This is a genomic window from Streptomyces uncialis, from assembly GCF_036250755.1.
GTDB lineage: Bacteria > Actinomycetota > Actinomycetes > Streptomycetales > Streptomycetaceae > Streptomyces > Streptomyces uncialis.
Map to the genome: position 1 here is coordinate 7,992,183 of NZ_CP109583.1, position 18,157 is coordinate 8,010,339.

Annotated in this window: 19 protein-coding genes; 6 read left to right on the forward strand and 13 right to left on the reverse strand. The window is 73.3% G+C overall.

The annotated features are described in order from the left end of the window. The first annotated feature begins 273 nt into the window (after window positions 1–273). The gene (locus OG711_RS33470; protein WP_073794759.1) at window positions 274–1,035 is read left to right on the forward strand and encodes a GntR family transcriptional regulator; all 762 of its coding nucleotides are present in this window, start codon (window positions 274–276) and stop codon (window positions 1,033–1,035) included. A gap of 186 nt (window positions 1,036–1,221) precedes the next feature. Here OG711_RS33470 and OG711_RS33475 read toward each other — a convergent pair whose 3' ends face one another. The 3 genes from OG711_RS33475 to OG711_RS33485 form a co-directional block, all read right to left on the reverse strand. Further along, the gene (locus OG711_RS33475) at window positions 1,222–2,379 is read right to left on the reverse strand and encodes an ROK family transcriptional regulator (RefSeq protein WP_073794756.1); all 1,158 of its coding nucleotides are present in this window, start codon (window positions 2,377–2,379) and stop codon (window positions 1,222–1,224) included. Between the two features lie 187 nt (window positions 2,380–2,566). Further along, window positions 2,567–3,229 carry a response regulator transcription factor gene (locus tag OG711_RS33480; protein ID WP_073794753.1) on the reverse strand — a complete coding sequence of 221 codons (663 nt, stop codon included), beginning with the start codon at window positions 3,227–3,229 and terminating at the stop codon, window positions 2,567–2,569. Window positions 3,230–3,396: 167 nt separating this feature from the next. Beyond that, window positions 3,397–4,617 carry a sensor histidine kinase gene (locus OG711_RS33485; protein ID WP_405675072.1) on the reverse strand — a complete coding sequence of 407 codons (1,221 nt, stop codon included), beginning with the start codon at window positions 4,615–4,617 and terminating at the stop codon, window positions 3,397–3,399. A 130-nt stretch (window positions 4,618–4,747) separates the two neighbouring features. Between OG711_RS33485 and OG711_RS33490 the strand changes: the two genes are divergently transcribed. The 3 genes from OG711_RS33490 to OG711_RS33500 all read left to right on the forward strand — a co-directional run bounded on the left by OG711_RS33490 (window position 4,748) and on the right by OG711_RS33500 (window position 6,936). Beyond that, entirely contained in the window at window positions 4,748–5,674 is a 927-nt protein-coding gene (locus OG711_RS33490) for an ATP-binding cassette domain-containing protein (protein ID WP_329562312.1), read from the forward strand. 2 nt (window positions 5,675–5,676) lie between these two features. Then, window positions 5,677–6,423, forward strand: a complete 747-nt coding sequence (locus OG711_RS33495) for an ABC transporter permease (protein WP_405674320.1) — start codon at window positions 5,677–5,679, stop codon at window positions 6,421–6,423. Between the two features lie 63 nt (window positions 6,424–6,486). After that, entirely contained in the window at window positions 6,487–6,936 is a 450-nt protein-coding gene (locus OG711_RS33500) for a hypothetical protein (RefSeq protein WP_073794748.1), read from the forward strand. Between the two features lie 34 nt (window positions 6,937–6,970). Here the strand turns inward: OG711_RS33500 and mug are convergent, their stop codons facing one another. From mug to OG711_RS33525, 5 genes are all read right to left on the reverse strand, one after another. Continuing rightward, window positions 6,971–7,525 carry a G/U mismatch-specific DNA glycosylase gene (mug, locus tag OG711_RS33505; RefSeq protein ID WP_266517921.1) on the reverse strand — a complete coding sequence of 185 codons (555 nt, stop codon included), beginning with the start codon at window positions 7,523–7,525 and terminating at the stop codon, window positions 6,971–6,973. Continuing rightward, window positions 7,522–8,964, reverse strand: a complete 1,443-nt coding sequence (gene purB / locus OG711_RS33510) for an adenylosuccinate lyase (protein WP_329562315.1) — start codon at window positions 8,962–8,964, stop codon at window positions 7,522–7,524. The genes mug and purB overlap by 4 nt, the downstream gene beginning before the upstream one ends. 308 nt (window positions 8,965–9,272) lie before the next feature. Continuing rightward, window positions 9,273–10,286 (reverse strand): hemolysin family protein, encoded by a 1,014-nt coding sequence (locus OG711_RS33515; protein ID WP_266512750.1) that lies wholly within the window; start codon window positions 10,284–10,286, stop codon window positions 9,273–9,275. Then, window positions 10,283–11,617: a hemolysin family protein gene (locus OG711_RS33520; protein WP_073794741.1), complete on the reverse strand. Its 1,335-nt coding sequence runs from the start codon at window positions 11,615–11,617 to the stop codon at window positions 10,283–10,285. Before OG711_RS33520 ends, OG711_RS33515 begins: the two co-directional genes overlap by 4 nt. 283 nt (window positions 11,618–11,900) lie before the next feature. Then, entirely contained in the window at window positions 11,901–12,344 is a 444-nt protein-coding gene (locus tag OG711_RS33525) for a GNAT family N-acetyltransferase (RefSeq protein ID WP_329562318.1), read from the reverse strand. A 160-nt stretch (window positions 12,345–12,504) separates the two neighbouring features. Here OG711_RS33525 and OG711_RS33530 point away from each other — a divergent pair, with 160 nt between their 5' ends. Together OG711_RS33530 and OG711_RS33535 are read left to right on the forward strand one after the other, a co-directional pair. Then, entirely contained in the window at window positions 12,505–12,732 is a 228-nt protein-coding gene (locus tag OG711_RS33530; protein WP_073794736.1) for a toxin-antitoxin system HicB family antitoxin, read from the forward strand. 4 nt (window positions 12,733–12,736) lie between these two features. Continuing rightward, window positions 12,737–13,108: a fic family toxin-antitoxin system, toxin component gene (locus OG711_RS33535; RefSeq protein WP_073795069.1), complete on the forward strand. Its 372-nt coding sequence runs from the start codon at window positions 12,737–12,739 to the stop codon at window positions 13,106–13,108. Window positions 13,109–13,273: 165 nt separating this feature from the next. Here OG711_RS33535 and OG711_RS33540 read toward each other — a convergent pair whose 3' ends face one another. From OG711_RS33540 to bioB, 5 genes are all read right to left on the reverse strand, one after another. Then, complete coding sequence (locus OG711_RS33540) at window positions 13,274–13,969, reverse strand: class I SAM-dependent methyltransferase (protein ID WP_329562320.1); 696 nt, start codon at window positions 13,967–13,969, stop codon at window positions 13,274–13,276. Window positions 13,970–14,042: 73 nt separating this feature from the next. Beyond that, window positions 14,043–14,387, reverse strand: a complete 345-nt coding sequence (locus OG711_RS33545) for a VOC family protein (protein ID WP_266512740.1) — start codon at window positions 14,385–14,387, stop codon at window positions 14,043–14,045. A gap of 42 nt (window positions 14,388–14,429) precedes the next feature. Then, window positions 14,430–15,230: a dethiobiotin synthase gene (gene bioD / locus OG711_RS33550; protein ID WP_329562322.1), complete on the reverse strand. Its 801-nt coding sequence runs from the start codon at window positions 15,228–15,230 to the stop codon at window positions 14,430–14,432. A 101-nt stretch (window positions 15,231–15,331) separates the two neighbouring features. Then, a complete protein-coding gene (locus OG711_RS33555; RefSeq protein ID WP_329562324.1) occupies window positions 15,332–16,660 on the reverse strand; it encodes an adenosylmethionine--8-amino-7-oxononanoate transaminase in 1,329 nt (442 codons plus the stop codon). Continuing rightward, window positions 16,653–17,966 (reverse strand): biotin synthase BioB, encoded by a 1,314-nt coding sequence (gene bioB, locus OG711_RS33560; protein ID WP_329562326.1) that lies wholly within the window; start codon window positions 17,964–17,966, stop codon window positions 16,653–16,655. Before bioB ends, OG711_RS33555 begins: the two co-directional genes overlap by 8 nt. Window positions 17,967–18,157: the final 191 nt, after the last annotated feature.

An 18,157-nucleotide genomic window follows, 5' to 3' on the forward strand; every position in this document is an offset into this window, starting at 1 on the left:
GCCGTACGACGGGCCCCTGACCTCGTGCGAAAGGTAAAGGTTTCGCCATGTGACCGAGCCTGTACGCGATGTGACAAGCGCCTTACAGGCGTGTGAGCATCGCTAACGACTCATGAATGTTGTCCTGCGCGGGCCGAACGCGCGCCCGCACGGTTTCAGTATTGGTCTTGACCAAGGGTGGGCGGCGCCCTATCGTCGCAGTGATAGTGCAGGAACCTTTAATAAACAAGGGCGCTAAAACGCTTCTGGGACACGGCGATTGCGGAGGACAGGGTGGGGACCACGCAACTGGAGACGGTGCCGGAGCCCAAGTACTGGCACCTGAAGACCGTGCTCACCGAGGCACTCGACTCGGAGTTCACGGTGGGCGAGATCCTGCCCAACGAACGCGATCTCGCGGCCCGCTTCGGCGTCGCCCGCGCGACGCTCCGGCAGGCCCTCGAACAGCTCGAACTCGAAGGGCGGCTCCAGCGCCGCCGCGGGGTCGGCACCACCGTCGCGCCTCCGCGCGTGGGGGTGGCCGTCGGCTCCGACGACCAGGACTGGCCCGGCGTGCTCGGCGACGCCTGGCAGACCGTCGGCAGCGAGTCCGATGTGCCGCCGCCCGCGGTGGCCCGGATGCTGGAGTCCGGTACGGACGAGACGGTGCACATCGTGCGGCGCAGCCGGGTGTCGAACGGACAGCCCGTCGCCGCGGAACTGCTCTACATCCCGGGCGCCTCGGTGCCCGACCTCTCAGGGATCGAGAACCCCTCGGGCACGGCACGCGCGCGTGGTGTGCTGCGGGAGCTCCAGCGGCTCGGACTCGAAGGCCAGGACCGTGCCGTCGAGCTGGGATCGGCGCGCGCGGCCGACGCCAAGGAACTCGACCGGCTGCCCGGATCGCCCGTCCTCGTCGTCACCACCCGGTTCTTCGCCGGGGGACGCACGGCGGCGGTGTCCGTCGCGACGTACCGTGCCGACACCTGCCGGCTCACCTTCGGTGACTCCGGCGGCGTCGAGATACACCACGGACCGGAGCGACGCGCCTCCTGACCGACCGACGCGGGGCCCCACGCGGGTGGTTCACACCACACCCGCGTGGGGCCCCGCGCTGTTTGTCCGCACCACGCCGGACCGCCCGGGCGGACCTCGGCCGCCGCCCGGTGCACCGCCACCGGTCCACCGCCGCCCGGTCCGCGGCCACGCGGTCCGCAGCCACGCGGTCCGCCGGCGCCCGGTCTACCGCCGCGCGGTCACCGTGCTCTCCACGGCGAACAACTGCTCCTCCACATGATCCAGGGCGAGCCGCAGCGCACCCGTGGCGACCGCGGCCTCACCGAGCATCGACAGCGCCACCCGCGGCGGCCGCAGACAGTACCGCTCCAGCTCCTGGCGCAACGGCACCAGCACACCGTCCAGCCCCGCCGCCCAGCCCCCCACGACGACCACCTCCGGGTCCAGGGCCAGCACCAGCGCCATCACGTCGTGCACCAGCCGCCTGATGAAACGATCCACCGCCGCGCGGGCGTTCTCGTCGCCCCCGCGCGCGTGGGCGAAGACCTCCGCGACGGCCTGCTCGTCGAGCGGGTGCAGCGGCTCGCCGGTGGTGGACAGCAACACCTCCGGCGTGGCCTCACGCCCCAGCAGATGCAGCGCCCCGATCTCCCCGGCCGCGCCCCCGAAGCCCCGGTGCAGCCGTCCGCCGATCAGTGAACCGGCACCCGGGCTGAGGCCCGCCAGGACGAAGACCACATCGTCCGACTCGGTCGCGGCACCCTTCCAGTGTTCGGCCACCGCAGCGGTGTTGGCGTCGTTCTCGACGAGAACCGGACATTTGAACGACCGGCGCAGCCGCTCACCGAGCTGGAGCCCGGTCCAGCCCGGCAGCGCCGTGCCCAGGCGCACCGTGCCGTCCGCCTCCACGATCCCCGGGGTGCCCACACCGACCGCCCACAGCGAGCTGCGGGCCACCCCGCTGCGCCGCAGGGTGTCGGCCACGGTCATCCGCAGCCGCTCCAGCCGCTCGTCCGCCGGGGCCTCGGCGGTGATCTCCTTGAAGCCCGTGCCCAGCACCCGGCCGTCCAGGTCGGCGAGGATCGCGGCGACCCGGTGCGGGCCGATCTCCAGCCCCAGCAGATGCCCCGCCTCCGCCCGGAAGCGGAACCTCCGGGCCGGACGGCCCTGTCTGCGTGCCGCGCCCTCCTCGGCGGCCGACTCGACCGCGAGGCCCGTCTCGATCAGCCCCTCGACGACCCCTTCGACGGTCGGCCGGGACAGACCCGTCACCCGGGTCACCTCGGTCAGCGTCGCGGAGTCCGCCGCACGCAGCGCGTGCAGCACCACGGCGGAATTTATCCGCCGCAGAAGAGAGGGGTCTCCGCCGGTCAGCCGCCCCAACGTGTGTCCTCTCCGCTCGTGCTCTTATGGCCGGGATCGTACTCGTCACCGTGCGACCACGGCGAGCATCGATGCACTCCCGCAACCTGCCGATACCAAATCGCGTCGCAGCGGCCCCTGGACGCGAGCACCGGGCGGAACGTGAGCCTCCGCCAACCGCGCGCCGAACGGGCCCTTCGCCGCGCCCTCACCCCGGCGACACGAATCCGGACTCGTACGCCGCGATCACCGCCTGTGTACGGTCCCGGGCCCCCAGCTTGGCGAGCACCGCGCTCACATGGGACTTGACGGTCTCCGTGCCGACGACGAGCCGGACGGCGATCTCGGCGTTCGACAGCCCCCGCGCCATCAGCCGCAGCACGTCGGCCTCCCGGCCGGTCAGCGCGGCCCGGCGCAGCTCCTCCCGCGCCGCCGCCGTACCGTACCCCGTGCCGTACCGGGCGGCGAGCTGCCGTACGGCCGCGGGGAAGAGCAGCGACTCGCCGTCCGCGACGAGCCGGACCGCGTTGACGATCTCCGCGGGCCTCGCCCGCTTGAGCAGGAAGCCGTCCGCGCCCGCGCGGAGCGCGCCGTACACGTACTCGTCGTTCTCGAACGTGGTGATCATGAGGATCTTCGGCGGGTCCGGGACCGTCCGCAGCAGCGCGCGGGTGGCCTCGATGCCGTCCATCAGGGGCATACGGACATCCATGGCGACGACATCCGGCCGTAGTCGCCGCACCAGCGGGATCACCGCGGCGCCGTCGGCCGCCTCACCGGTCACCTCGATGTCGGGCTGCGCCTCCAGCACGGCGCGCAGGCCCGCGCGTACGAGGGGTTCGTCGTCGACCAGAAGGACCGTCAAGGGCATCGGATCAGCGTACTCGTGGTCCCCCGGGCCCCTGCCCGCCCACCCCTCGGGGCAACGCGGTGGCCGTTCCCGCGCGCGTGCGGGGTGCGTGGGACCCGTACCGGAACGGCTACGTCCAGGGGTGGGCACCGGCGGCGGGTCCCGGCAACCCGCTCGTACGACCCGCCTCAGCCGAGCGGCAGTTCGACCCGTACGCGCCACTCGCCCCCGAGGGGCCCTATCTCGGCGTGCCCGCCCAGCAGCGCGGCCCGCTCCCGTATCCCCCGCAGCCCCGTCCCGCCCCGTCCCGTGGGGACGATCGGCGCCGGCGGCAGCGGATTGACCACGTCGATGTCCACGCGCGTGGGAAGCACCGACACCCTCACCCGCACGGGCACCGGGCCCGCGTGCCGCAGCACATTGGTCAGGGACTCCTGAAGCATGCGGTAGCACTCACGGGACACCGCCCCCGGGAGCCGGTCGACCGGACCGGACACCTCGGCGTCCACGACCGCGCCGGACGCCCGAGCCGACTTCAGAAGCCGCTCGGCCTCCCCGAGCGCCGGCCGCGCGCTCGCGGGCCGTTGGGACTCCCTGAGGACCACCAGGACCCGCTCCAGGTCCTCCAGGGCGGCCCGCCCGGTCTCCTCGATCGCGCCGAGCGCCCGTTCCGTGAACGCGCCGTCACCCGCCGCCCGTGCCGCGCCCGCCTGCACCACCGCGACGGACAGCGCGTGCCCGATCGAGTCGTGCAGCTCATGGGCGATGCGGTTGCGCTCCAGCAACTGCTCCGTCCGCTCCTCCAGGGCCGCCAGCCGCTGCGCGGGGGAGGGACCCAGCAGCCGGCGGGCCGCCGCCGTCAGCGCCACCCCGAGCGTCACCACGACCGCCATCAGCAGCAGCACCGGCACCGGCACCAGCAGCGCCGCCGCCCACCACCGCGTCGGCGGCGCCAACGGGGCGTCGATGTCGTCGACGGAGCCACCCATGGCCCTGACCAGCAGCGCCATGAACTGTCCCAGCAGCGGAAGCATGGCCAGCCCGGTCAGACACCCGAGTTCCAGCCGCACCACCAGCCACACCGAGGTCCGCACCCGGTCCCGCCACGACGCCGACGGCGCGGCGCTGATCCCCGACGCGGCGTCACCGTCACGCACGCGCGCGTGCTGCCCGGGGAACAGCATCAGCTGCGCCTGGAGCCCCTCCGCGCGGCGGACCACCGGGACCAGCCCGAGGGCGGCGACCGGCACCGTCGGGACCAGCACGACCAGCAGCCACCTGACGGGCGTCATGTCGGTCAGCCCGGGATACACCATCGCCGACGCCAGCGCGAAGAACCACGCCAGCATCAGATGCAGCCAGCGCGTGTACGTCACGGCACGGGCCAGCGGGCGCGCCGACCGGAGCACCCGGCCCAGGAATGGGGGCATGGAGGCCATCGTGCCAGCCGGACCCGCGGGCACGGCTCCCCCCTGCGGGGGAGACGCTCTCCACGCGCGGGGGAGGCCCCGCACCCCCGCGTCCGACCAGGCTGGAGCCATGACCAGCATCGACGTACGGGAACTCACCAAGGAGTACGGGAAGACACGGGCCGTGGACGGGCTGACGTTCTCCGTCGCCCCAGGACGGGTCACCGGCTTCCTCGGCCCCAACGGCGCGGGAAAGTCGACCACCCTGCGACTCGTCCTCGGCCTGGACCGGCCCACCACCGGCACCGCCACCGTGGGCGGACGCCACTACACGGCGATCGACGAACCGCTGCGGCACGTGGGGGCCCTCCTCGACCCCCAGAGCGTCCACGGCGGACGCACCGCCCGTCAGCACCTCCTCGCGCTCGCGGTCGGCAACCGCCTCCCCGCGCGCCGGGTCGAGGAGGTCCTGGAGGAGACCGGCCTCGGCCCGGTCGGGCGCCGCCGGGTGCGGACCTTCTCCCTCGGGATGCGCCAGCGCCTCGGCATCGCCGCGGCCCTCCTCGGGGACCCGGCCGTGGTGATCCTCGACGAGCCGTCCAACGGCCTCGACCCCGAGGGGATCGTGTGGATACGGGACACCCTGCGCCGCCTCGCCCGTGAGGGACGCACGGTGCTGGTGTCCAGCCATCTGATGAACGAGACCGCCACCTTCGCCGACCAGTTGGTCGTCCTCGGCCGGGGCAGACTCCTCGCCGACCTCCCCATGGGGGACTTCATCGCCGCCCACGGCACGTCCCGCACCCGGGTACGCACCCCCGACGCGACGCGGCTGGACGCGCTGCTCACCTCCGCCGGGCACCGGCTCGCCCCGGCCGGGGAAGGGGCATGGGTTGTCGCCGGGCTCACCGCCGCCGAGGTCGGGGCGATCGCCGCGGGCGAGGGCATCCCCCTGCTCGAACTCGTCACCGAGGAGGCGACCTTGGAACAGGCCTACCTCGCCCTCACCGCGACGAGCGCCGAGTTCGCCGCGTCCACCACCGCCCAGGAGGTCTGACCGTGTCCCCCACCGCCGTCCTGCACGCCGAATGGATCAAGCTCCGCTCACTGCGGGCCGCTCTGGTCTCGCTCGCCGCGGTGTTCGCCGTGGGCGTCACCATCACCGCCCTCGTCCAGGCGTCGATCGAGGACCCGGCCGGCGCGATCGGTGAGGAGTTCGGCGGCGACCGGCTGTTCGCCGCCTTCTACGGTGTCAACTTCGCCCATGTCGCCGCGATCGCCTTCGGGACCACGGCCATGTCCTGCGAGTACGTGAACCACGCGCTGCGTGTCTCGCTCACCGCCGTACCGGACCGCACCCTCTTCTACGCGGCCAAGACCGCCGTGATCGGCGCCGCCGCGCTCGCGGTCGGCCTCGTCACCGGATTCGGGATGTTCCTGACCGGACAGGCCGCACTCGGGGACGACGGCCTGGGGCTCGGCGCCCCGGGCGCCCTGCGCGCCTGCTTCGGCACGGGCCTCGGGCTCGCGCTGACGGCCCTGCTCGCGGCCGGGCTGACCGCCGTGCTCCGCAGCGGTGTGGCCGCGTTGAGCATCCTCATCCCGTTCTTCCTCATCGTGTCCTTCGTGATCGGGGACACCACCGGCGGCGTGGCGGAGTACCTGCCGGACCGCGCGGGAGCTCAAGTCCTCTTCGCCGACCCCGTGGGCGACCTCGGCGCGTGGTCCGGTCTCGCCGTGGCCGCCCTGTGGTCGCTGGCGGCGCTGCTCGCCGGATGGTGGACGGTTCGCCGTCGCGACGCCTGACCCACGCTGCGCCCGGACATGACCGACCGCCAATTGTCAGTGGCGCGGGGTTTACTGGACCGCATGACCACCGCACGGCGACTCGCAGCGATCGACCTGCTGTGCTCCCGGGAACTCCCCGCGGGGCCCGGCGGGTCCGCGCCGTCCGGCGCCGGTACGGTACCCCTCCTCGTCGACCTGACGCATGCCCCGGGCCCGGCGGACGCGCCGCACGACGGGCGGGGGCCCGACGCGGACCACGAGGAGCAGCTGTACGCCGACCGGGACGCGCTGGCCGTCCCGCTGACCGCCCGGTTCGGCGAGCCGGACCACCTCGGGCTCCAGGGCGTGTTCCTGCGCGCGGCGGAGCCGGGGGAGGGGATACCCGAGCCCTGGCGCTCGATCAGTTCCCGCGCCGGGGACGCCCTGGTGTGGCGCGCGCCCGGCCGCTGGCTGGTCCTCGCCGTCACCCGCGACGGCCACGGCGGCGCAGCCCGGCTCCTCGCGGCGGCCACCGACGTCGACCCCCCGTAGCGACGACGCCCCGGCGGGAACCGCCGGACACGCCCTACACGGCCGGCCCGGACGCCGCTTCGCGCAGCCGCCCGTACTCCTCGGCCATCGCCGCCACCGTCCAGTGCGCGTTCAGCCCGCTCGGATTGGGCAGCACCCAGACCCGGCTGCCGCCGATCAGGGTCTCCTGCGGCCCGATCACGGCCCGCCGCTCACCGAACGCGGCACGGTAGGCGGTGACACCGACCACCGCCAGCCACACCGGACGCAGCCGCGCGACCTTCGCCGCGAGGAGCCTGCCGCCCTCGCGGTACTCCTCGGCGGACAGCTCGTCGGCCCGTGCGGTCGCCCGCGCCACCACATTGGTGATGCCGAGCCCGTGGACGAGGAGCTCGTCCTGCTCGTCCGGACGCAGCTGCCGGGGGGTGAAGCCGGACCGGTGCAGCACCGGCCAGAAGCGGTTGCCGGGCCGGGCGAAGTGATGGCCCGTCGCGGCCGTCATCAGACCCGGGTTGATACCGCAGAACAGCACCCGCAGGCCGTCCGCGACCACGTCGTCGACGAGGCGGTCACGGGCGGCCTCCAGCTCGGCGGGGGTGAAGCGGGTCAGAGGATCGCCCCGGGGGTGTATCCGGAGGCCGTCGGATAGCGCTTGGCGATGTCCTCCACCCGGGAGACCACCGCGGCGACCTGCGCGCCCGCCGCACCCGTGAACGACAGCTTGTCGGCCATCAGCGCGTCGAGCTGCGACCGGTCCAGCGGGATACGGTTGTCCGCCGCGAGCTTGTCGAGCAGCTCGTTGCGCTCGGCGCCCTGCTCGCGCATCGCCAGCGCCGACGCCACCGCGTTCTCCTTGATCGCCTCGTGCGCGACCTCCCGGCCCACCCCGGCGCGCACCGCGCCCATGAGGACCTTCGTGGTCGCGAGGAACGGCAGATAGCGGTCCAGCTCCCGGGCGACCACGGCGGGGAACGCGCCGAACTCGTCCAGGACGGTCAGGAACGTCTCCAGCAGCCCGTCCAGCGCGAAGAACGCGTCCGGCAGCGCTACCCGGCGCACCACCGAGCACGACACGTCGCCCTCGTTCCACTGGTCGCCCGCCAGCTCACCCGTCATCGACGCGTAGCCCCGCAGGATCACCATCAGACCGTTCACCCGCTCGCAGGAGCGGGTGTTCATCTTGTGCGGCATCGCGGAGGAGCCGACCTGCCCCGGCTTGAAGCCCTCCGTGACCAGCTCGTGCCCGGCCATCAGCCGGATCGTCTTCGCCAGCGACGACGGCGCCGCCGCCAGCTGCACCAGCGCGGTGACGACCTCGTAGTCCAGGGACCGCGGATACACCTGGCCGACCGAGGTGAAGGCGTGCGCGAAGCCGAGGTGACCGGCGACCCGGCGCTCCAGCTCGTCCAGCTTCGCCGCGTCCCCGCCGAGCAGGTCCAGCATGTCCTGGGCGGTGCCGACCGGGCCCTTCACCCCGCGCAGCGGGTAACGGGCCAGCAGCTCCTCGACCCGGCCGAACGCGACCAGCTGCTCGTCCGCGGCGGTCGCGAAGCGCTTGCCGAGGGTCGTCGCCTGCGCGGCGACGTTGTGGGAGCGGCCCGCCAGCACCAGCTCGGCGTACTCGCCCGCGAGCTTCCCGAGCCGGGACAGCACCGCCACCGTACGGTCACGGACCAGCTCCAGGGAGAGCCGGATCTGGAGCTGCTCGACGTTCTCGGTCAGATCACGCGAGGTCATGCCCTTGTGGACGTGCTCGTGCCCGGCGAGCGCGTTGAACTCCTCGATCCGGGCCTTCACATCGTGCCGGGTGATCCGCTCACGCTCGGCGATCGAGGCGAGGTCGACCTGGTCGAGCACGCGCTCGTAGTCGGTGATCGCGCTGTCCGGGACCTCGATCCCGAGGTCCTTCTGGGCCCGCAGCACGGCCAGCCAGAGCTGCCGCTCCAGCCGCACCTTCCGCTCGGGGGACCAGAGGTCGGCCAGCTCGGCCGACGCATAGCGGCCGGCGAGGACATTGGGGATACGGGGCTTCGAAGACGCAGCAGTCACGTGGAGGGAGTCTACTGGGCGGAACCTTCAGCCCGGTGCGCCGGGCACCTTCGGAGGAAGCTCCAAGATGACAGGGATGACCGGTCGGCGGCGGGGACCGGGCCATGAGGGACGCGACGGGCCCCTCGGCGGAGAGCCGCGTGGGCGCGCACCCGGCACGGGCTCATGCACAGGTCCCGTGCCCGCCCCGGCCCGCGTACGGACTCCCCACCCGGTGCGCGCCGCCCTCCCGTGCGCCGGGCGCCCCCGGCGCACGGCACCGCCCCGGCGCCTCCGACGGATCGGGAGCACCGGGGCGGGCCCACAGGTCACGCGGGCTGGCCGAAGAGCTCCCGCAGGACGTCCTCCATCGTCACCAGGCCCGACATCTTGCCGTCCGCGCCGAGGACGGCCGCCAGATGCGTACGGCTGCGCCGCATCGCGGTCAGCACATCGTCCAGCGGGGTGCTCGCCCGGACCCGGGCGATCGACCGCATGTCCTTGACCTGGAACGGAAGGTCGCGCGGGGTCACGTCCAGGGCGTCCTTCACATGGAGGTAGCCCACGATGCGACGGGCGTCGTCCACCACGGGGAACCGCGAGAAGCCCGACTCCGTGGAAAGGCGCTCCAGCTCCTCCGGGGTGACCCCGACATGGGCGTAGACCACCTGCTCCAGCGGCAGGACCACGTCGTTCACCGGGCGGCGGCCCAGCTCCAGCGCGTCATGGAGCCGCTCCTGGGCGCGGTCGTCGATCAGCCCCGCGTCCCCGGAGTCCTTCACCAGCCGGGCCAGCTCGTCGTCCGAGAAGGACGCGGTGACCTCGTCCTTGACCTCGACCCGCATCAGCCTGAGCAGGGTGTTGGCGAACGCGTTGATCGTGAAGATCACCGGCCGCAGCGCCCGCGCCACCGCGACCAGCGGCGGCCCGAGGATCAGCGAGGTGCGCACCGGCTCCGCGAGCGCGATGTTTTTGGGGATCATCTCGCCCAGCAGCATGTGCAGATACGTCGCCAGGGTCAGCGCGATCACGAACGAGATCGGGTGGACCAGTCCGTGCGGCACGCCGAGCGAGTCGAACACCGGCTCCAGCAGATGCGCGATCGCGGGCTCGGCGACGATACCGAGCACCAGGGTGCACAGGGTGATGCCGAGCTGCGCAGTGGCGAGCAGCGCCGACACGTGCCGCAGCCCCCACAGCACGCTGCGGGCCCTGCGGTCGCCCTCCTCGGCGTGCGGCTCGATCTGGCTGCGCCGTACCGAGATCATGGCGAACTCGGCACCGACGAAGAAGGCGTTCGCGACGAGGGTCGCCAGCCCGATCAGCAATTGGACGGCGGTCATCGCTCTTCCTCCTCCTCGTCGGGACGCGCGGGCGGCGCGTGCATCATCACCCGGGCCGCGCGGCGTCCCGTGGCGTCCACCACGTCGAGCCGCCACCCGGCGACGTCCACCCGGTCACCGGCGGCCGGGATACGTCCCAGCTCGGTGGCGACGAGCCCGGCCAGGGTCTCGTACGGGCCGTCCGGGGCGCGCAGACCGACGCGGGCCAGCTGATCCGTGCGCGCGGAGCCGTCGGCGGCGAAGAGCGCGCGGCCCTCGTCGTCCTGTCCGGCGGGCGCCAGATCGGGTGCCTCGTGCGGGTCGTGCTCGTCGCGTACCTCGCCGACGACCTCCTCGACGATGTCCTCCAGGGTGGCCACCCCGGCCGTGCCGCCGTACTCGTCGATGACGACGGCCATGGTGCGCTTCCCGGACAGGCGGTCCATCAGCCGGTCCACGGTCAGCGACTCCGGTACGAGCAGCGGCTCGCGCATCAGCTCCGCGACCGGCTTGCGGGGGCGCCGTTCGGCGGGGACCGCGAGCACGTCCTTGATGTGGACGACCCCGACGACCGTGTCGAGGTTGCCCCGGTACACGGGGAAGCGGGACAGGCCGGTGGCGCGGGTCGCGTTGGCGACGTCCTCGCAGGTGGCCCGTGCCTCCAGCGCCATGACCTGGACACGGGGCGTCATCACGTTCTCGGCGGTGAGGTCGGCCAGGTTCAGCGTCCGGACGAACAACTCGGCCGTGTCCGCCTCCAGCCTGCCCTCCTTCGCCGAGTGCCGGGCCAGGGCCACCAGCTCCTTGGGGCCGCGCGCGGAGGCCAGCTCCTCGGTGGGTTCCATGCCGAGGCGGCGCACGGCGTGGTTGGCGGTGTTGTTGAGATGGGTGATCAGCGGCCGGAACGCGGCGCTGAAGAAGCGCTGCGGGGTGGCCACCCACTTGGCGATGACCAGCGGGGACGAGATCGCCCAGTTCTTGGGGACCAGCTCGCCGACCACCATCAGGAACACCGTCGACAGCGCGGTGCCGAGGATCAGGGCCAGGGTGGAGGCGGCGGACGCGGAGACCCCGAGGTCACGCAGGGGTCCCGAGATGAGTTTGGAGATGGACGGCTCGGAGAGCATGCCCACGATCAGGTTGGTGACCGTGATGCCGAGCTGGGCTCCGGAGAGCTGGAACGTGAGGTTCTTGACCGCCTTCAGGGCGCTGGCGGCCCCGCGGTCGCCGCGCTCCACGGCGCGTTCGAGATCGCCGCGCTCGACGGTCGTGAGCGAGAACTCCGCCGCGACGAAGGCACCACAGGCCAGCGAGAGCAGGACCGCCACGGCGAGCAGAAGCACTTCGGTCATCGGGTCACCTCCGTCCCATGATCGGGCAGGAGCGGGGGGAACGCGCGATGTCTACTACTAGGGGGCTCGCCCATGGACGGACGCTCACACCTTTCGCGGAGAAGGGACGGGGGGACCACATTCTGATACGGGCGGTCCCACACATCGTAAAGGGTGGGCAAAAGCCTCTCGCCCGCCCACCGGACCTGTTCCCGCGTCCGCCGTTCCCAAGCCCGTCGTTCTCAGGCCACCACCCGGACCCGGTCCCCATGCCGTCCCGTCCATTCCCGTCCACCCGCCCGCCTCAGCCGGACAGCGGCTTCACCCAGCGGAGCCACTGGTCCTGGGGCGCGTACCCCGCCGCACGCCACGCGTGCTGCGCGCGTTCGTTGCGCTGGAGCACCATCGCGTCGCCCCGGCGCCCGCCCAGCGCCACGAACCGCTCCTCGGCCGCCGCCAGCAGGGCCGAGCCGATGCCCTGGCGCCGGTGCGCGGGGTGCACGGCGAGCCGGTACAGATGGCAGCGCCAGCCGTCGAACCCGGCGATCACGGTGCCCACCAGCTCGTCCGCACGCTCCGCGAGCAGCAGCGACCCGGCGTCACGGGTGAGCAGCCGCGCCACGCCCGCCCGGTCGTCCGAAATGCTCGTCCCCTCGGCGGCGGTCCGCCAGAAGGTGAGGACGGGGTCCAGGTCAGCGGGCCCGGCGGGCCGTATCCGAAGATCGTTCATCCCTGTATCCCACCTCATCTGGGAGCCGCTCCGCATCTGTGTTCGGGCTCTTCCCGCGATACGGACGCCTTGACCGGCGGCCGAGGGGCCCGCCCCCGGCGGACGGCCGGCGCCGCGCGCGCCCGTACGCTCCGGACACCCCTTGCGGGCGCTAGCACATCAACGCTAGCGTCGGCGTATGGCCAAAACCCAGCTGAACGTCAGGGTGGACGAGCACACCGCCCGCGCCGCACGGGAACGCGCCCTCGCGCAGGGCATGAGCGTCAATCGCTACATCGAGGAACTGGTCAGACGGGACACCGGCGAGATGGGGCACACCTTCGTCGACGCCGCGGCCGACTTCATGAAGCAGTACGAGTCCGTCTTCGTCGAGGAGTTCGGCGCGGACCGTGAAGGTCGTCGTTGAGGCGTTGAACATCAGAATCGATCTTGCCTGGCTGTTGATGGTCGCCGAACAGAAGACCCCCGGGGACCCCGAGGTCACCGACTGGGGAGCGCTGGTCGCCGCCGTCAGCAGACATGAGGCCGAGATATTCGGCGTCCCCGTCTACGAGGACCCGCACGTCCGTGCGGCGGCCCTCCTCCAACTCCTGCTGCACGTCCCCGCCCTGGAACGCTCCAACGCGATGTTCGCTGCGGCGGTGGCGTACGCCTATCTGATCGCCAGCGGCCTGAAGGTCGCCACCTCACCGGAACAGGTCCGCGACCTGGCCCGGCTGGTCAAGTCGGGCAACGCGACGGTCCGGCAGATCGCCGAGGTCCTGCGCGCCTGGACGCTCTAGACCGACGCGGCCCGGACACCGCCCGTGCCGGGTCACCCGAGCGCCCCCGGCCGCCTGAGGCCGTCCAGCCCGCTCCGGCCGTCCGAGCGCCCGCGTCACCCCTCCGGGCCCGGTCACCCGCCCGCCCCCGGTCACCCGAGCGCCCCCGTCAGCCGCCCGCCCCCGTCACCCGCCCGCGCCGGGCCCCGGCGCCTCGCGTGGCCGCCGGGCCGAGCCCAGCACCAGGTACGACGTGGGCAGCCGGGGGCCCTTCGCGGGGATCGTCACCGCGCGCTCCGCCTCCACCGTGAAACCGCGGTCCGTGAGCGACGCGACCGGATCGCGGGCCACATGACAGCCACCGAACAGGAACGGCCACACCGTACGGTCGAGGCCCCGCTGGACCGCGGCCATGCCCCGGCCGGGCGCCACCCCGTGCTCGAAGAAGCGCAGCACCCCGTCCGGCCGCAGCACCCGGTGCACCTCCCGCAGGGCCCGCCCGGTGTCCCGCACACTGCACAGCACCAGGCACAGCACCGCCGCGTCGAACGCCTCGCTCTTGACCGGCAGCGCCTCGGCGACCCCGGGCACCACGTCGACCGGGGTCCGCGACCGGCGCGCGGCGGTCAGCGCCAGCCCGCGCAGCAGCCGTTCCGGTTCGATCGCCACCACCTCGGAGACCTCCGGCGGGTAGTGCGCGAAGTTCAGCCCGTTGCCCGCGCCGATCTCGATGACCCGCCCGCTCAGCCCGGCGAGGAGTTCCGAGCGGTACGGGCCGACATCCCCCTCCGTCGCCGTACTCACCTTCGCGTACACCCGGGAGAACACCGGATGACGCACCGCGTCCGACGGCGCCCGCGGGGAACGGCTCCGTACGCTCATGGGACCTCCTGCGGACAGCGGCGTCGGCGGACACGGCCGAGGACACGGCCATTGTCCCCGCCATCGGGCGAAGTCACCCGTCGACGAAGCAGAACTCGTTGCCCTCGACGTCTCGCAGCACCTGGAAGGCCCCCTGCGGGTCGCTCACCCGCCCACCCACCCGCACCGCGCCGAGTTCCTCCGCCCGGGCGCACGCCGCGTCCATGTCGTCCGCGCGCAGGTCCAGATGCAGCCGGTTCTTGCCGGACTTCCCCTCCGGGACCCGCTGGAACGCCAGCCGTGTCCACCCGGGGACGTCCACGTACGACCAGGAGGGGTTCCGGTCCACCGGCGCACCGCCCAGCAGCGCGGCCCAGAACCGCACCGTCCCGGCCGGATCGGAACAGTCGAACACCAACTCGCTCACCTGTACTCGCATGATCGTGAGCCTAGGCGCCGCGGTACGGCGCGGTCCCGTCCGTCACCGGCCGTGTCCCGCGCCGGAGCGCGGTCCCCGGTTCCCCGGCCCGGGCACCGGCGCGGTGACGTCCCGGCCGGTCCACGGGTGCGGCGCCCAGGCCGCCGCGAACCCCGGGCCGTCCCAGTCGCCGCCCAGCTCCGGGGCCAGCCAGCCCGGGGCCGCCGCCCGGAACAGGGCCGGGTCGTACGCCCCCGCGCCGCCGGGCAGAGCGCCCAGGAGGGGCGCGTCGGCGGCCTGCGGCAGATCCGCGAGATTGCAGCGGGACGCCAGGTCCGGATCGTCCGGCCAGCTCCCCACGACGACCCCCAACGGGGCGAGCCCGCGATTGCGCAGCGCCTCCGCGGTCAGCGCCGTCGTGTTCAGCGTGCCGAGCCCGGCGGACGCCACCAGCACGACCGGCGCGGCCAGCAGCCGGGCCGTGTCCGCCAGCGTGCCGCCGCTCGCGTCGAACCGTACGAGCAGCCCGCCCGCGCCCTCCACCAGCACCAGATCGTGCGCGGACGCCAGCCGCCGGGCCGCCCCGGCGGCCTCCCGGGCACCCACGCCCGGACGCCGGGTGCGCCGGGCCGCCGTCGCCGGGGCCAGCGGCTCCGGGTAGCGGGCGAGTTCCACGGCCGTCACCGCGCCGGCCAGCCGCGCGACCTCGTCGGCGTCGCCGTGCTCCCCGGCCGTCACCCCGGTCTGCGCCGGTTTGAGCACCGCCACCGAACGCCCGGCCGCGATCGCCGCCGCCGCGATCGCCGCGGTGGTGACCGTCTTGCCGACCTCCGTACCGGTACCCGTCACGACCAGAATCGCCATCGCCCCCACCGCTTCCGTTCCCGCCGCCCGATGCCGGCGCCCCGCTGCCGTCCCGCTGCCGTCCCCCGTCGTGTGCGCGCATCGCGCCGTGTCCGCCGGGGTCAGCCGACCGCCGCCGCCGCGCACACCGCGCGGCCGATCCGGGCCACGTCCTCGTCATCGCACACGAACGGCGGCATCGTGTACAGCAGATCGCGGAACGGCCGCAGCCACACCCCTTCACGGACCGCCGCCCGGGTCGCCGCGGCCATGTCCACCGGGTGGTCCAGCTGGACCACCCCGATCGCCCCGAGCACCCGTACGTCACGGACCCCGGGCAGCTCCCGGGCCGGGGCCAGGGACTCCAGCAGCCCGGCCCCGATCCGCTTCACCTCCGTCCGCCAGTCCTGCGACAGCAGCAGGTCGACGGAGGCCAGCGCGACCGCCGACGCCAGCGGATTGCCCATGAACGTCGGCCCGTGCGCGAGCACCGGCACCTCGCCCCGGGAGATCCCCTCGGCGACCCGCGCGGTGCACAAGGTCGCCGCCATCGACAGATAGCCGCCGGTCAGGGCCTTGCCCAGACACATCACATCGGGGACGACCCCCGCGTGGTCCGCGGCGAACAGCTCACCCGTACGGCCGAACCCGGTGGCGATCTCGTCCAGGATCAGCAGCACCCCATGGGCGTCGCACGCCTCCCGCAGCACCCGCAGATACTCCGGCGCGTGGAACCGCATCCCGCCCGCGCCCTGCACCACCGGCTCCACGATCACGGCCGCCAGCTCGTCCGCGTGCCGCCCGATCAGCTCCCGCAGATGCTCCGCGTACCGCTCCTCGTACCCGGCCGGGGGAGCGTCCGCGAAGACCTGGCGGGGCAGCGCGCCGGACCACAGGCTGTGCATCCCGCCGTCGGGGTCGCACACCGCCATGGGCTGCCAGGTGTCGCCGTGGTAGCCGCCGCGCCAGGTCAGCAGCCGCCGTTTCGCGGGGCGGCCCAGCGAACGCCAGTACTGGAGGCACATCTTGACCGCGACCTCGACCGACACCGAACCCGAGTCGGAGAGGAAGACATGCTCCAGACCCTCCGGAGTGATGTCGACGAGCCGCTCGGCCAGCCGTACCGCGGGCTCGTGGGTGAGCCCGCCGAACATCACATGACTCATCCGGCCGAGCTGGTCGCGCACCGCCGCGTCCAGCACCGGGTGCTGGTAGCCGTGGATGGCCGACCACCAGGACGACATCGCGTCGATCAGCTCGTCGGGCCCGCCCAGCCGCTGTCCGCAGCCCTCGGCGAGCCGCAGCCGCACCCCGCTCGCCGACTCCACGACCAGCGGTTCTTGCCGCCCCGGCATCGGCCCGTACGGATGCCACACATGACGGCGGTCCAGGTCGAGCAGGGCCTGGACGCCGGCCTCGGCCGCCTCGCCGCCCGCCCCGGCCTCAGGCATTGGGCGCGACATCCGTCCCGGCCCCCCGGCGCCGCACCGCGACCAGGTCCGTACGCGCCTTCGGCGCACCCGTGGACCCCGTCTCGTCCGCGGCGGGCGGCGCGGTCCGCGCCGCCGGTACGGCCGGGGCGTCCTGCCCGGTCGTACCGCCGTGCCCGCCGCACGGCCCGCAGCCGGGTCCGGCCGACGCTCCCTCGCCCGCCGCCGGAACACCGGGGCCGCAGACCGGCTCCGCGGACGAGGACGACGCACGGTCCGCGGAGGACGCGGCGGCGGGGGACGTACCGCAGCCCCCGGCCGTCACCCGGTGCGGGGGCAGCGTCACCTCGCCGGTGCCCTCCACCTCGAACCCGGCGTCCGCGATCATCTCCAGGTCCGCCTTGCCCGCCTGGCCCTCACTGGTCAGGTAGTCGCCCAGGAAAAGGGAGTTGGCCAGATGCAGCGCGAGCGGCTGGAGGGTACGCAGATGCACCTCGCGCCCGCCCGCGATCCGGACCTCCGCGTCCGGGCACACGAAGCGGACCATGGCGAGGATGCGCAGGCACCGCTGCGGGGTGAGGTTCCACTCCTTCGCCAGCGGGGTGCCCTCGAACGGGATGAGGAAGTTCACCGGCACCGAGTCCGGGTCCAGTTCCCGCAGCGCGAACACCACGTCCACCAGATCCGCGTCGCTCTCGCCCATCCCGGCGATCAGCCCCGAGCACGCCGAGAGCCCCGCCCCGTGCGCCTTGCGGACGGTGTCGACCCGGTCCGCGTACGTGTGCGTGGTCGTGATCTGCTCGTACGTCCCCTCGGACGTGTTGAGGTTGTGGTTGTACGCGTCGGCGCCCGCGTCCCGCAGCCGCTCCGCCTGGCCGTCCGACAGCAGCCCGAGACAGGCGCACACCTCGACGCCCTCGTTCTGCTCCTTGATCGCCTTGATGGTGTCCGACACCCGGGCCACGTCCCGGTCCGTCGGCCCCCGGCCGCTCGCCACCAGACAGACCCGCTTGGCCCCGCCCGCGAGTCCGGCCGCCGCCGCCTGCGACGCCTGCTCCGGCTTCAGCCAGGTGTACTTGAGGATCCCGGCGGTGGAACCGAGCCGCTGCGAGCAGTACGAGCAGTCCTCGGGGCAGAGCCCGGACTTGAGGTTGACCAGATAGTTGAGTTTCACCCGCCGCCCGAACCAGTGGCGCCGCACCCTCCCGGCCGCGGCCACCACGTCGAGCACGTCGTCGTCGGAGGTCGCCAGTACCGCGAGCGCCTCGTCACGGGTCGGCGGCTCGCGCCGAAGCCCCTTGTCCACCAGCGTGTTCAGCAGGTCCATGGCGCCGATCCTGGCCTACGCCGACCCGGCAGGCCAAGGAGACTTCGCACAACTCTCGGCCGGCGACATGTGGGTATCGCCACATGGGAACCACGGGGGAGCGACCGTTAAGGTCTGTGGACTGCCTACAAAACCGCCCGGGTGCCCCGCGCCGCCGGGCAGCGCGGCCACGGCACCGTTCCCGGCCCCGC